General features: G+C 41.7%; 14 protein-coding genes and 4 tRNA genes. 11 read left to right on the top strand and 7 right to left on the bottom strand.

Annotated elements, in window-relative coordinates:
* Positions 1 to 68 precede the first annotated feature (68 nt).
* Entirely contained in the window at positions 69 to 704 is a 636-nt protein-coding gene (locus M472_RS31365; RefSeq protein ID WP_021069851.1) for a DUF6266 family protein, read from the top strand.
* A 75-nt stretch (positions 705 to 779) separates the two neighbouring features.
* Here M472_RS31365 and creD read toward each other — a convergent pair whose 3' ends face one another.
* The 3 genes from creD to M472_RS31350 form a co-directional block, all read right to left on the bottom strand.
* Positions 780 to 2,258, bottom strand: coding sequence for a cell envelope integrity protein CreD (gene creD / locus M472_RS31360; RefSeq protein WP_021069850.1), 1,479 nt, complete (start codon positions 2,256 to 2,258; stop codon positions 780 to 782).
* 115 nt (positions 2,259 to 2,373) lie between these two features.
* On the bottom strand, positions 2,374 to 2,676 hold the full coding sequence (locus M472_RS31355) for a winged helix-turn-helix domain-containing protein (protein ID WP_021069849.1): 303 nt from the start codon (positions 2,674 to 2,676) through the stop codon (positions 2,374 to 2,376).
* Complete coding sequence (locus M472_RS31350; RefSeq protein WP_022829308.1) at positions 2,673 to 3,293, bottom strand: hypothetical protein; 621 nt, start codon at positions 3,291 to 3,293, stop codon at positions 2,673 to 2,675. Before M472_RS31350 ends, M472_RS31355 begins: the two co-directional genes overlap by 4 nt.
* Before the next feature lie 280 nt (positions 3,294 to 3,573).
* Between M472_RS31350 and M472_RS31345 the strand changes: the two genes are divergently transcribed.
* The 3 genes from M472_RS31345 to M472_RS31335 all read left to right on the top strand — a co-directional run bounded on the left by M472_RS31345 (position 3,574) and on the right by M472_RS31335 (position 5,703).
* Positions 3,574 to 3,655 (top strand) — tRNA-Leu (locus M472_RS31345).
* Positions 3,656 to 3,728: 73 nt separating this feature from the next.
* Positions 3,729 to 5,066, top strand: a complete 1,338-nt coding sequence (locus M472_RS31340; protein ID WP_021069847.1) for a trigger factor — start codon at positions 3,729 to 3,731, stop codon at positions 5,064 to 5,066.
* 76 nt (positions 5,067 to 5,142) lie between these two features.
* Entirely contained in the window at positions 5,143 to 5,703 is a 561-nt protein-coding gene (locus M472_RS31335; protein ID WP_021069846.1) for a GNAT family N-acetyltransferase, read from the top strand.
* Here M472_RS31335 and M472_RS31330 read toward each other — a convergent pair.
* From M472_RS31330 to M472_RS31315, 4 genes are all read right to left on the bottom strand, one after another.
* Positions 5,700 to 7,169, bottom strand: coding sequence for a DUF3943 domain-containing protein (locus M472_RS31330; protein ID WP_021069845.1), 1,470 nt, complete (start codon positions 7,167 to 7,169; stop codon positions 5,700 to 5,702). The two genes, M472_RS31335 and M472_RS31330, sit on opposite strands and share 4 nt — an antisense overlap.
* 219 nt (positions 7,170 to 7,388) lie before the next feature.
* Positions 7,389 to 8,102: a pirin family protein gene (locus M472_RS31325; protein ID WP_021069844.1), complete on the bottom strand. Its 714-nt coding sequence runs from the start codon at positions 8,100 to 8,102 to the stop codon at positions 7,389 to 7,391.
* A 183-nt stretch (positions 8,103 to 8,285) separates the two neighbouring features.
* The gene (locus M472_RS31320; protein WP_021069843.1) at positions 8,286 to 8,855 is read right to left on the bottom strand and encodes a Crp/Fnr family transcriptional regulator; all 570 of its coding nucleotides are present in this window, start codon (positions 8,853 to 8,855) and stop codon (positions 8,286 to 8,288) included.
* A gap of 5 nt (positions 8,856 to 8,860) precedes the next feature.
* On the bottom strand, positions 8,861 to 11,008 hold the full coding sequence (locus M472_RS31315; protein ID WP_021069842.1) for a prolyl oligopeptidase family serine peptidase: 2,148 nt from the start codon (positions 11,006 to 11,008) through the stop codon (positions 8,861 to 8,863).
* A gap of 173 nt (positions 11,009 to 11,181) precedes the next feature.
* Between M472_RS31315 and M472_RS31310 the strand changes: the two genes are divergently transcribed.
* The 7 genes from M472_RS31310 (at position 11,182) to M472_RS31280 (ending at position 14,737) form a co-directional block, all read left to right on the top strand.
* Positions 11,182 to 11,931, top strand: coding sequence for a UDP-2,3-diacylglucosamine diphosphatase (locus tag M472_RS31310; protein WP_021069841.1), 750 nt, complete (start codon positions 11,182 to 11,184; stop codon positions 11,929 to 11,931).
* Positions 11,919 to 12,482: a Crp/Fnr family transcriptional regulator gene (locus M472_RS31305; protein WP_021069840.1), complete on the top strand. Its 564-nt coding sequence runs from the start codon at positions 11,919 to 11,921 to the stop codon at positions 12,480 to 12,482. The genes M472_RS31310 and M472_RS31305 overlap by 13 nt, the downstream gene beginning before the upstream one ends.
* Positions 12,483 to 12,573: 91 nt before the next feature.
* Positions 12,574 to 12,903, top strand: coding sequence for a DMT family transporter (locus tag M472_RS31300; protein ID WP_021069839.1), 330 nt, complete (start codon positions 12,574 to 12,576; stop codon positions 12,901 to 12,903).
* 168 nt (positions 12,904 to 13,071) lie between these two features.
* Positions 13,072 to 14,145: a peptide chain release factor 1 gene (gene prfA / locus M472_RS31295; RefSeq protein WP_021069838.1), complete on the top strand. Its 1,074-nt coding sequence runs from the start codon at positions 13,072 to 13,074 to the stop codon at positions 14,143 to 14,145.
* 73 nt (positions 14,146 to 14,218) lie between these two features.
* Positions 14,219 to 14,292 (top strand) — tRNA-Asp (locus M472_RS31290).
* Positions 14,293 to 14,557: 265 nt separating this feature from the next.
* A tRNA-Asp gene (locus M472_RS31285) sits at positions 14,558 to 14,631 on the top strand.
* A gap of 32 nt (positions 14,632 to 14,663) precedes the next feature.
* Positions 14,664 to 14,737 (top strand) — tRNA-Asp (locus M472_RS31280).
* Positions 14,738 to 14,741 lie beyond the last annotated feature (4 nt).

The following is a 14,741-nucleotide window of genomic DNA, read 5'->3' as shown; positions in this document are numbered from 1 at the left end:
TAATTATAAACTAGTACAGGACATGTTCCGAACCTTCTCGGTATGCGGTACTCCTAAAAACAAAAATTATGGCAATACTAAAAGGTGGTATCAACGGCCCGTTCTCTGGAAAAGTAGGAAGTGTTGTAGGCTATGAACTAAATGGTCAAGCAATAATCCGATCGCTTCCACGCTATGTCAAACGTAAACCTACTGAATTAACAATTATCAACCGTAACCGTATGAAAGCGGTATCTAAGTTTTTATCCCCTATCGGAGAAATCATCAAGCTAGGTTACAAAAACATAGCGCCTCCTGGGAGTCGAATCGGTGCTTTCCAAGCTGCACAGTCTTATTTCTTCAAAAATGCGATTGATTATGATGAAGATACTATCCCTTATATCAACCCAGAAAAGGCATTAATCTTTAGAGGAAATCTTGATCTGCCAATTGTTACTTCATTACACCGTGAACAATGTAAATTAATGATAACATGGGAGAGACATCAGCACCGATACGATGGATACTACAAGTTACTACTGTTGGCCTATGACACCGAAAACGAGGCTAGCCTTTATGAAGGTGCAGCTACGGTGAACGATGGCCAATTAGAATGGCAACTGCCCAATCATTACCATAAAATAGAACAATTGCACATCTATTTTGGAGTACTAAACATTTTTACGGGAGAAATGTCAGACTCTGTTTATGCAGGTTGCGTCTAGCAAGCCTTCGCTAAAATCGTTTAAATAGCATCAAGATGTATGTCACATACATCTTGATGCCTTCAGAACCTAGTTTCATTGCTTATCGAACTGATACCAGTTAATCTTCGTAGATATACGCATAAGTATAGCCAGAATAATAAATACACCGACCGTCCCAACAATCAAGGAATAATCACGCAATTGCATCAGCACGAAAATAAAGCCATAAAACAGACCAAGGATCCCCGTAAACAACAAGGCTGTCCGATTATCCTTCGTTATCATTCTAATGAAGGAGGCAATAAGACCTATTGTCGCAAGCGCGGCAAGTAAATAGGCCATATTAAATCCTAAATGTTCAGAGATGGCAAGTAACAACGAGTAAAACAAGATCATCGCAGCGCCAATTAAAATATACTGAATCAAGTGAATGCGTTGCTTTTTAATAATCTCGGTAAAAAACAGTGATGCAAATGTCAATACAATAACAAGTATCCCATACTTCGCTACCCGTGTTGTTTTTTGATAATTATTCACCTCGGGAAGGAAGTTGATCTGTACCATATCCATATCTGTGGCTGCCTCTATATTCGCGCTGGCCACACCTGCAGCATCTGTGGTCTCTATATAATGATCAAAATTTGCCTCAGCAAGCGACATACCTGAAAAACGGTACACGCGGTCATTTCCTCCAGACCATTGCTGCGGCAGTTTTCTTCCAAAGCTCGGGATATTCCATGATGCATTGAATTCTTTATCCGTCACTTCACGGGTTTCGGGCAGATAAGCTCCGTTGAAACTCGGATTTCCCCAACTTCCCTTGGCCTGAACCAACGTATGGTTAGCCAAAGGCAAAAAGTTGATTGACTTGGAACCTCTCAGCTTCACGCGAATCTGAAAATCAAACTTGGTATCTTCTCCTTTGGTCAAAGGCAGGTTGGCAGCCATGTTGTTATTAAACAACTGAAAGTTTCTTAGATCCATCGATAATGGCATTTTTTGACCTGCCCATTCCAATTCAGGATCAGACGACAGCCCTTTTACATCCTGTATCCCAAAAACCAATTGTGCCTCTGACCATCTCATTTTATCGGCCGCTACAGGAAGCAATTTCATATCGAGACCAGCGAAGTTTCCTTTGATGGTAAAATTTGAATTATACACAACCGATTCATAAATGCCTCTTTTCAGATTCTCTGGTTTAATATCGGTCTGCACTTGGCTGTGACTGGGCAGAAGAAACATCCAATCCTGTTCAACACGTTGTACAACAACTTCTTTCCCCTTACTATCCTTTTCAATTACCTCATTTACATAATCATAAGGAACAGCCAACACCGGACTGGCAATGACCTGATCCCGCCCCCATTTAGCGGCAATTTCGGAAGAAACCTGCTGTTCACGATCCCGTCTCTCACGGACCAGATCATCGACCAAAGACATGGGAATCATCATAATCAGCAGCAGCACGAAGATGACAAACATTTTCAAGATGACGGAATTACTGATTCGCTCAAAGACGGTCATACTCGAATTAGGGAGTTGCGGAGGAGTTTTAATTTCATTTTCCATGATTGTTATTCTATTTAAATGTTATTCGTATGTTATAAAATGTATGCTAAGTCTGTATTATACACCACCTCTAAAAGAAAGTACTTTGTTTTTCAAAGTTGATAGGCAAAAAAATTTATTTATACTGCTGCTTGATCAAATTTTCCAATGCTGTCAAATGATTTTCAAAGGCTTTTTGTCCTTTGTCGGTACGGATATATTTGGTATTGGGTTTTCTATCCACAAAACTTTTCTCTACAATAAGGTATCCCTCCTTTTCCAGACTCTTGAGATTAGAAGCGAGATTGCCATCTGTAATCTGCAGGAGTTCTTTTAAAGCATTAAAATCGTAATGTTCATTAGCGACCAATACACTCATGATCTGCAAACGGACACGATTTTCCAGCACTTTATCGTATAGGGATAGATCTAAACTCACTTCTCGTAACGTTGATGTACTATAATTCCGTAAACAATATGCAATAGGCCAAATCCCGTTGCCCAAAACCAAAGGCCATAACCTGGAAATGCCAAAGCGAGTAAACCCAATAAAATATCCATAACACCAAGCCACCTGGCCTCCTTAAAAGTAAAGCTACTTGCTGCACTCAATGCCAGTCCATAAAAAATCAATAAGGAAGAAGCGATAAGACCATATGCTCCTTTATATATTAACAGCATCGAGAACACCCCTCCTGTCAATAAAGGAATGGCCGTTGCGATAAGCAATCCTTTGCTGGTCGCATTCCAAATTGTCTGCTTGTTCTTTCTAGCCTTATGCCTGGCCATCAGAAAAGCCGTAAGCACAGATGCCAACAACACTACTGCCGCAATGAGAATCAACTTACCGATTATACCCGAATCCGTAATATAGTTGTCCCGGTATCTAAAATCGGTACGCGCACCATATACCGTAACATAGCCAAAGAAAGCACCTATTAAAGCATAGCTTCCGATAAGAATACCAGAAAGACCGCTTATAGACATGAATTTCGAGGAACGCTCCATGAGAGACCTGATCTGTCCTATCTCCTTAATTAAATCGTGTTGACTCATAAAAGTACTTTGATATTCAAAGTAACATACAAAATTTGATATCAACAAATTTTTTTTGTCTTTTTTTGGGGTCAAAAAGACAAGAACAAAGCATCGCGTAGGCGGAATGAGGCTTTCCTTACTAATATTATACTATACCATCTATTTTTTGTTAAAAATAATCAAACTGAATATTAGGTGTTTATAGACAAAAGTGAACTATAAATGTTTTTTTTATTAAAAAAGGCTTGACAAATATCGATTTGAGTTCTATCTTTGTAGCACAAAAGAAATCCTAACTGCGGAAGTGGCGTAATTGGTAGCCGCACCAGACTTAGGATCTGGCGCCGCAAGGCGTGGGGGTTCGAGTCCCTTCTTCCGCACTTGATATCCTCCCGACCAAAATACATCGGGGGGATTTTTTTTATAATGCGAAAATAACGCTTAAAGAAAAGTATGAACATTTCACATCAGAAAATCGATGATATCAGCGCAAAAATCAGCGTTGATTTAACACCAGAAGATTATAATCCTGCAGTCGACAAAGCGATTAAAGATCAAGCAAAGAAAGCGAAATTACCAGGATTCCGTCCTGGAATGGTACCTGTAGGTCATATTAGACGTACTTACGGTAAAGCTATTTTATTTGATGAGATCAACCGCGTTGTAAATGAAAAGATTTCAGCCTATATCACAGAAGAGAAACTTGAAGTATTGGGACAACCTCTTCCAGTAGATGCTGAAGATGAAAACAAATACAATTGGGACTACAAAGACACGTTCAATTTCAACTATGAGATTGGTCTTGCTCCAATTTTTGACATTCCTTTCACAGCAGAGACCGAGTTTGTTGAGTATGATATCAAAGCTGATGATGCTACATTAGTCGAGCGTACTAAAAACTTACGTCGCAGCTACGGTAAAATGACTAACCCAGAGGTTTCGGAGGAAGGTGACGTATTATACGCGATATTAAAACAAGAAAAAGAAGACGGTATCGAAAAAACTACATCTGTACGTACGGATGTAATCGAAGACGCTAAAATTAAAAAATCTTTAGTAGGTCTTAAAAAAGACGATACAGTTAAAATCGATATTAAAAAAGCATTCAAAGTTGCTGATATCGCTCGTATCTTAGGTATTACCGAAGAAGAGGCTGAAAATCTTGATGTAACTAAATTCGAACTTTCGGTACAGAACATCAACCGTTTAGAAGAAGCTGATCTAAATCAGGAGTTCTTCGACAAATTGTTCCCAGAAGGTGAAGTAACTACTGAAGAGCAATTCAACGAAAAAGTAAAAGAAGAAGTAGAAAACCTATTCAAGCAAAACTCTGCGCAGAAGCTACGTAACGATATGTACACTTTTGGTATGGAGAAAGTAGAAGCTAAATTCCCAGAGGATTTCTTAAAAAGATGGTTACAGGCGACTAACCCTAACCTTTCAGCGGAAGAAATCGAAGAAGGTTTTGCAGACTTCGTGAGCAACTTGAAATGGACGATCATCGAGAACAGAATCGTTACAGCAAACAACTTGGAAGTTAAATACGACGAGGTTGTTGACTTAGCAAAAGAGCGTATCTACGGTCAAATCAAGATGTACAACATCAACGAAGAACCTACAGATGAGCAATTGGGTCAGTTTGCAATGCAGCTTCTATCGGATAGAGAGCAAGCAAACCGCTTATTTGAAGAAGTAAAAGCACTTAAGGTTTTTGATCACTTGAAAACTACTGTTAAGACAAAATCGAAAAAAATAGATTACGATAAGTTTGAAAAATTAGATAACAAATAAGTAATCTTAACCATAAGAGAAGGGCTAACAGGTATGTTGGCCCTTTTTTTATAGATAGAAGAATAAAACAAAAAAAATGCAGATCCGTAAAGCAAATAAAGAAGATGCCTCGCAAATAGCAGGCCTGATGATACTTGCGATGACCGAAATCGTATATCAGTTTATTGGGAAAGAAGATTTCGAAGAAGGCAAACGTTTTCTTAGCGATCTTATACAACGGGAGGACAACCAGTACTCCTATCAGTATATTTTCGTAGCAGAAGATAAAGAAGGGATATTGGGACAGATATGCCTGTATCCGGGCGCACAACTCGAAGCGCTACGCAAACCGGTTTTAGCGCATATCAAAACCCGCTACGCCATAGATTACCAGGTTGCCAACGAAACGCAGGCTGGGGAAATATACCTGGATACTATAGCGGTAAGTTCCTTGGCCCAAGGAAAAGGCATTGGCAAACTACTGATCAACTACGTAATTGATGAGTTTGTCAACAAAAAACAAGAAGTCTTGGGATTGCTTGTCGATTTTGACAATCCAAATGCCAAACGGCTATACGAGAAAATGGGATTTGTCGTGCAGCGCGAAATCTCCATTTTTGGGAAAAGGATGGAACATATGCAATATCGTCAGGCCTAAAACCGGATATTATAGCCGATGGAGACCGATCCAAACGGGAATTCCCGATAAAAATCGGGATACTTTTCGTCTCTGAATTCGCCTTGAAGGGCGAAGTAGCCTGATCGTAGGTTAATGGACCATCGTTTGAAAACACGCAAACTGCCCTCGACAGTACCTGCGTGCAAGATGTAATAAGATGGGGTACCGCTGATCGTATAAAAAACGCCACCATTGTAATCTGTTGTAAATAACAATCGATTCAATAGACTGAGCTCGCCTTTAAAACGATAAGAGGCCCCTGATCCATAGTTATAATTGCGACTGGCACCGTACAATAAATAGGGATCAGGCACCGCTGCCAAAAGAACAGCCCCTACGCCCAAACTTAGATTCAGCTTATTATTTTTTTTGTAAGTAAACTCGGACAGCCAGTTATAGTTTAAACTCTGTGCTCCATAGAAAAAAGCATCGTTATTATAAAAATCATAATGAGCATTCAGGGTTCCAAAATGATCTCCTTTCCTGGTTTTGAAGAATTTGGCACCGTACAACAACGCATGCACATTGACGGCATTGATAAAAGTACTGTCACCACTCCCCACTTCAAGATTGACCGAAAACTGATCAAAAGGTCGCTTATAATTGTGCTCACCGTTACTGTACTTAAAGCGTAACCTGGTATAAAAAGAATCTTTCCCCTTGGATAAAAAATCTCCTTCCTTAGCATCGAAACGCCTAAACCCGGCATCAATCTCTGCGCTGATCACCGAAGAGTCAACCAGATAATAATCATCTACACGCTTACCCCATTTGCCATCGAGTAAACGGTTCAAACTATTGACCGGATTTACCAATAGTGCCACGATCTCATTGCCCACAACATTATGCCCATGCCGACTCCGGGCCAAGATGTTACGGGATACCCGATGGGTCATCTCCCCCAGAATAATTCCGCCAAAGGTCGTATTGACCAGATCATTGATTGCAGGGTGCTGTGTCTCCCCTGCCGTCTCCCAGATATAAGAGCCTGCAAATGTCGCTATACTGGATTGGTAAAAATTATATCCATTGCTTCGGAAGGCATTAAAGTACAGCTGACCGTGATAAGGATGGTCGATCTGATTTGTCGTAAATTGATTATCATCCCAATCCCAAGCACTTAGTCGCTGATGCTGAATGAAATTCTTGAACGTGATATAGGAATAGGGATCTTTGGTTATAAAACGGTTAAAGGTTGCCGGAAAAGCCTGGGTCAAGAACCACTCTGTACCGGCTCGCCAAAAGTGTTTGGGACGCTTCGGATCAAGAGGTCTGATCAACAAATCTTGAATCTTCAAATCTATAGGTTTCCATAACGGCCGGGGAAATACAACGGAATCAATTGCCGACGCCGGTAATGAATCTACGCTATGCCCTTCTGCAGCCGCTCTCGTAAAGCTGAGGTGCAACACGGCAAGAAACAATAGCAATAGACCTGTTCTCATTAGTATTTTTTTATTTTTTTAGAAATAAACATCATATGCTTTCTGTGGGTTCCTGTCATCCCTCCTTCTCCTAACAGAAACAAGATTGAAAAAGCATTGTTTGTCGGTTGCGCTAAATTTATAAAATTTGTACTAATGCTATGTTATAAAAAAGACATTTTACGAAAACAGGGGCTGCTTTTACAGCCTCTGTTTCACTACATCAAATCTTTTGGCTCTTTAAAGCATAGGGACTTCAATAAGCAATAAGGAACTTCCCTTCGTAGCACGTATTGTCATACGATCTGCCTCGGTAACACCTATAGCATCTCTTCTGGACAATACACTTCCTTCGACTTCAATTGCTCCTTCCAGGACAAATAAGAAGACGCCATTGCCTTTTGCTTTCCATACATACTCGACCTCTTTGTCTTGATCTAAATCAACCATATGAAACCACGCATCCTGATGTATCCAAGCCCCTTCATCATTCGGATCAGGCGAGACAAGCTGTTGGAATCTATTTTTCCTATTTTCCGGATCTAAACGGATCTGATCGTAGCGAGGTTCTACATTCTGTTGGTTGGGAAACAACCAGATTTGTAAAAATTTTACGGGATCTGTTTCGCTTGCATTAAACTCGCTGTGCTGTATACCCGTTCCTGCGCTCATAACCTGAATCTCGCCAGGCTGTATCGTACCACTGTTGCCCATGCTATCCTGATGCGCCAGCTCGCCTTCCAATGGAATGGATATAATCTCCATGTTATCATGCGGATGTCGGCCGAAGCCGTTGCCTCCAGTTACGTAATCGTCGTTGAACACGCGGAGCGCACCAAAATGAATGCGTTCAGGATCATAATATCCTGCAAAGCTAAATGTGTGCGCACTCTTTAACCAACCATGATCAGCATGTCCCCGACTATCGGATCTGTACAAAACTGTATGTGCCATTTTTTCCTCCTTTTATTATGTATTACAAATATACGCAGTAACAGGCCACACCATTCTTAATATAGATTAATAAAACTTTCATAATGTTATTGAATCCCCAACAGATATGAACCGATCCCCATATTATCGGGAGTGCCCTTGAAAAAATGGGCTGCCTTGGAGTAGGGCAGCCCATTTTCGAATCTAGTATTCGCCTCTCAGCTTGCTGAGAAACTCCGGTGTGATGCCTATATAAGAGGCCACCGATTTTTGAGATATCGTATTGATCAGCGTAGGGTACATCGTACAAAACTTCTCGTACCTGACCTTGGCCGGAAGACTCAGGTAATTTATCGTTCGAAGGTTGCTCGCGGCCAATGCATTCTCCGTTAGAATTCTAAAATATCTTTCCAGTTTGGGAATACGATCAAAAATACTGACTTGACAAGAGCGGCTCAACAACAAAACTTTCGTTTCCAGTAAGGCGTCAATGTTCAATTCGCTGGGCTGACTTTTAACAAAAGAATACATATCTGATATCCACCAATTCGCCGGAGCAAATTGCAAAATATGTTCAAAGCCATTTCGATCAACGGCATAAGACCGTAAACACCCCTCCACCACAAAAGCAGAATATTGGGCAATTTCACCGGCACGATGCAAAAATTGCTTCCGCGCCAATGTCTTTTCACGCACCAGTTCTACAACGATACTTTCTTCCTCTGCCGACAATGGGGTGATACTGTTGATGTGTTTTATAAGATGATCAACCATCGGTATTACTTAATTTCACTATAGCTCATTCCCATATTTTGGAACATAAATGCCCATTTGTCCGCGTGCTCAGCAATCTGCATAGCCGTTGATTTACCGGCACCGTGTCCGGCCTTGGTATCGATACGGATCAATACTGGATTGTCTCCTACATTATACTCCTGTAGACGTGCGGCAAACTTGAAAGAGTGTGCCGGAACCACCCGGTCGTCGTGATCTGCCGTCATAACCATAGTTGCAGGATAAGCGGTATTCGCTTTAAGCGCGTGATAAGGAGAATATTTGTACAAATACTCGAACATCTCTTTGCTGTCGTCGGCCGTCCCGTAGTCAAATGCCCAACCTGCACCAGCCGTAAACTTATGGTACCGCAACATATCCAGTACCCCTACGGCCGGAAAAGCCACTTTAAACAATTCAGGTCGCTGGGTCATACACGCTCCGACCAATAGACCTCCATTGGATCCTCCTGCAATAGCAAGCTTCTCAGAAGAGGTATACTTCTCATGGATAAGATATTCTCCGGCAGCGATAAAGTCATCGAAAACATTCTGCTTTTTCATTTTTGTACCGGCGACATGCCAATTTCCCCCATATTCGCCTCCTCCTCTCAAGTTTGCTACAGCATATATGCCGCCTTGCTCCAAGAGAATAATATTCGCCGTGCTGAATGATGGCGTAAGGCTGATATTAAACCCACCATAGCCATACAGCAACGTTGGGTTGGTACCGTCTAATTTGACTCCTTTTTTGTGCGTGATGATCATAGGTACTTTAGTTCCGTCTTTAGAAGTGTAAAACACCTGCTTGGATTCGTATTGGGACGGATCAAATTGAATCGCCGATTTTTTATAGACAGCAGACTTTCCAGAAGCGATATCATAGCTGTATATAGTCCCGGGATTAACATAAGAGGTAAAGCTATAGTAAAGGGATTTATCCGCTTTTTTGGCAGCGAATCCACTGGCAGTACCTACACCAGGCAATGTAATCTCACGCTCCAATTTTCCCTCACGATCATACTGCTGTACCAATGAAGTTGCATCTTTCAAATAAGAAGCAAAAATCTTACCACCTCCTATAGAAGGGCGTAACACATTTTCAGTCTCAGCGATCAGATCTTTCCACCCCGCTGGTTTCGGATCAGCAAGCACTGTTTCTACGATCTTACCATTGGGTGCGCCCAGCTCCGTATAAATAATCAAACGATCGCCGTCATTGTCTAAGACAGCATGATTTTTCTCGAAATTGTCCACAATGGTAACGAAATCCGCTGTCGTGTCAGCGAGATCTTTGACATACAACTCGTTGCCTGAAGTGGTGTTGGCCGCTGTTACTACAAGAAAACGCTCGTCTTCGGTCAAGCCTGCACCGATATAGCGTCGTGGTGTCTTCTCGCCACCAAATACCAATTCATCCGTGGCTTGTGCGGTATTCAGTTTATGAAAATAAAGCTTATGCTGATCGGTCATCGCTGAAAGTGCAGAGCCCGATTTAGGTTTGTCATAGGAACTGTAGTAGAACCCTTCATTCCCGCGCCATGCGAGGCCACTGAACTTGACATCGATCAAGGTATCTCCTACCACACTTTTGTCTGCAGCACGTAACACAATGACCTTGCGCCAATCCGACCCCCCCTCGGATATCTGATACGCCACGAGCGATCCGTCTTTACTAAAGTTGATATCAGCTAACGAGGTGGTACCATCTGTAGAAAACTTGTTCGGATCCAAAAAGACTTCCTCTGTACCCTCATCACCTTTTTTACGGTAGAGTACGGACTGATTTTGCAAACCATCGTTTTTATAAAAATAAGTATAGTCGCCTTCTACAAATGGAGCTGAATATTTCTCATAATTCCATAATTTCTCCAAGCGCTGTGTGATGGCATCCCGAAAAGGGATCTGTTTGAGGTAATGCTGTGTTACTTCATTCTCGGCCGCTACCCACGCCTTAGTCTTATCGGACATGTCGTCTTCAAGCCATCGATAAGGATCTTCTACTGTAATCCCAAAAAAATCATCCTTTTGGTCGACCTTTTCGGAGACCGGATACGGTTGTAGTGTAATATCTTTCACGGGGTCAATCTTTTTGTTTTGTTGACAAGCTACCAATGCCATGGACAGCATCATAAAACCAATATTTTTTGTCATAATCGATCATTGTTTCTAACAAAACTAACGAAATATTTCTGGCTTTAAAACTTTCATAGGTTATTCGGAGATCGTCTTACAGGCAATTCACAGTACCTGATCAGACCGGAGCAGCCATGCTGCTCCGGAAAGCTGTTTGTAAAATCAGGGCATTTTGGTAGTTTTACACCAACATGCAAATTGCTAAAAGAATATATTTCGCTTCCGATTTTCACCTGGGTTCTTACCCTAGGGAACAGTCCGAGCTTCGGGAAAGAGAAATTGTGAAATGGCTTGACCATATCAAACAGGATGCCTCCGAGCTTTATCTGGTAGGAGATGTATTTGATTTCTGGTTCGAATACCGTACTGTCGTTCCCAAAGGGTACATTCGATTTCTTGGCAAACTGGCCGAGCTGGCTGATCTGGGCGTTAAAATAACGCTCTTTAAGGGCAACCACGACATGTGGATGTTTGGCTATTTAAAAAAAGAAATCGGAGCTACTATCGTAGACAACGAACTTGTGCTGAACCTAAACGGCAAGGCCTGCTATGTACACCACGGGGATGGCCTGGGCCCTGGAGACAGGAAATACAAAATTCTGAAGAAAATATTTAGGAGTTCGTTCTGCCAATGGCTTTTTGCACGTCTACATCCCAATCTGGGTATAGGAATAGCGCAGAGATGGTCCAAACATAGTCGTATTTCCAATGGCAATGATGAGCAGTTCTTGGGCGAAGACAAAGAGTGGCTTATCCAATACGCAAAGGAGACACTAAAAACACAGCACTACGACTATTTTGTTTTTGGTCATCGACACTTTCCTTATGAACTTGAAATAGGAGCTGGTTCTAAGATCATCAATTTGGGGGAATGGATCAATTATTATACCTACGCTGTATGGGACGGCCACAGCCTTAACCTGGAACGATGGAACTCGTAGCAGCAATCCAACAGATATACGCGCTACCCACGGATGAACTGGATCGATTGGTCCGGATTACGGAGCGGATCCAATTGGAGAAAAACAATATCCTGATTGACAAGGATAAAACCGCCAAATATATTTACTTCCTGACCGAAGGTATCTGCCGCATCTATTATCCAAAAGAACAGAAAGAAGCGGTTTTGGATTTTTGCTTTCCCGGAGATTCTATCCTTTCACTGAACAGCTATATACACGGCACACCTGGCTATGAAATTGTAGACACCTTGGAAAACTGTGTCTTATATCGGATTCCTGTTTCAAAACTACAACGACTTTACAACCAATCGCTTCCTATTGCCAATTGGGGAAGAAAGCTTGCCGAATTAGAAACTTTGAAAATCGAGCAGCGCTTGATGCAAACGCTTTTTAAAACGGCGGCAGAGCGTTACGGTGATCTGTTGACCAAAGAGGCTAACGTTGTGCAACGCATCAAACTGGGGTATATTGCATCTTATTTGGGCGTGACCCAAGTGACGCTTTCGCGGATCAGAGCTGAGATCAAGTAACGATGGCCTAAAACCGTATACTCAAGAGCTCACTTTTTTAACAATTATTAAAAAATATGTGTAGCGAAACCAGCACCTTTGCACAAAAAAAATGAACTGGATATTTTTAATCTTGGGCGGACTCTTTGAAGTAGGGTTTACGACTTGCTTGGGTAAGGCCAAAGAGGCTACTGGCAGCGCTTCTATGTTGTGGTATGCTGGATTTGTAGTCTGTTTATTCTTAAGCATGGGATTGCTGATCAAAGCTACACAAAGCCTTCCTCTGGGCACGGCTTATGCGGTATGGACGGGCATCGGGGCCGTGGGTACGGTATTAATGGGAATTATTTTCTTTAAAGAGCCTGCCGAGTTTTGGAGAATATTCTTCATTTTCACTTTAATCGCCTCTATAATAGGACTGAAAGTTGTGTCAAGTCATTAATAATTCCTTCTTTTTAAACCATATTTTTCAGTATTTTTGCACTCTCTAAAAGGACGCAATACCTTTTGGATGCAAAACCCTCCGAGGGATATCCTCTTTAAACAGGATATATAAGGGCTATTTTAAGCTATTTGGCCCCTTGGTGGTTAATACTTATCAAACAGAACTATGTTAGAAAAACTACAAGCGATTAAAGAACGGTGGCAAGAAGTGGAAGCTGAACTCAGCAATCCAGATACCATTAATGACATGAAGCGTTTTGCAAAATTGAACAAGGAATATAAAGACCTATCAAAAATTGTAGAACAGTACCATATTTACAAAAACATAATCAGCAATATAGACACCAATAAGGACATATTGGTCAATGAGAAGGATCAGGAGCTAAGGGAAATGGCCAAGGAGGAACAAGATATCCTACTGGTCCAGCGTGAAGAGAAAGAGGAAGAAATTCGTCTGATGCTAATTCCAAAAGATCCGGAGGACTCCAAAAATGCGATTATTGAAATCCGTGGTGGTACCGGTGGTGATGAAGCAGCACTATTTGCAGGAGATTTATACCGCATGTACACCCGTTATTTTGAAACCAAAGGCTGGCGTAACGAAGTAATGGATGTTACGGAAGGTACATCCGGAGGGTATAAAGAGGTTATCTTAAAGGTAATCGGTGAAGACGTATATGGACAACTGAAATACGAGTCTGGAGTACACCGCGTACAGCGTGTCCCGGATACAGAGACACAAGGCCGGGTACATACATCCGCTGCATCTGTTGCCGTCCTTCCGGAAGCTGAAGAAGTGGACGTGGAGCTGAACCCAGGTGATATTGAAATGCATACCTCCAGATCGGGTGGTGCCGGTGGTCAGAACGTGAACAAAGTAGAAACAAAAGTGCAATTGACACACAAGCCTACCGGAATCGTTGTTGTCTGTCAGGTTGAACGTTCCCAATTGGCCAACCGAGAATTGGCGATGGAGATGCTTCGTACGAAACTTTACGAGATAGAACTGAATAAAAAGAACGGCGACATTGCTGCAAAAAGAAAGACTTTGGTTTCTTCAGGTGACCGTTCCGCAAAAATCCGTACCTATAACTATCCGCAAGGAAGATTTACAGAGCATAGAATTAACTTGACTACCTACAATTTGTCGACAATTCTAGACGGTGATATACAGCCGATTATAGATGCATTACAGTTTGCTGAAAACGCGGAAAAGATGAAGGAGGGCGCTACAAACTAAGTTTTTTTCAAAAAAAATTAGGATTTATATAAATAAGCGCTATATTTGCACACCTTCTCACAAGAAGGGTTTAGGTCTGGTAGTTCAGCTGGTTAGAATACATGCCTGTCACGCATGGGGTCGCGGGTTCGAGTCCCGTCCAGACCGCTAAAAACAAAGAAAAGAATCGTCTTTTCATCGTTCTTAAAAATAGTAAAAATAAAGAATTTAGTCTGGTAGTTCAGCTGGTTAGCATATTCCGATTCATCGGAAGAGTCGCCCGTTTGAGTCTACATTAGACGTATGTTCTTTAGAAGATTAAAAAGATTTTAGGTCTGGTAGTTCAGCTGGTTAGAATATTCCGATTCATCGGAAGAGTCGCCCGTTCGAATCTACGTTAGACGTATGTTCTTTAGAAGATTAAAAGATTTTAGGTCTGGTAGTTCAGCTGGTTAGAATACATGCCTGTCACGCATGGGGTCGCGGGTTCGAGTCCCGTCCAGACCGCTAAATATCTTTAACAACAATTAAAATTCTTAGGTCTGGTAGTTCAGCTGGTTAGAATACATGCCTGTCACGCATGGGGTCGCGGGTTCGAGTCCCGTCCAGACCGCTAA

Origin of the sequence: Sphingobacterium paucimobilis HER1398, from assembly GCF_000416985.1 — a bacterium.
Lineage (GTDB): Bacteria > Bacteroidota > Bacteroidia > Sphingobacteriales > Sphingobacteriaceae > Sphingobacterium > Sphingobacterium paucimobilis.
This window is presented reverse-complemented; position numbering and strand designations above follow the sequence as displayed.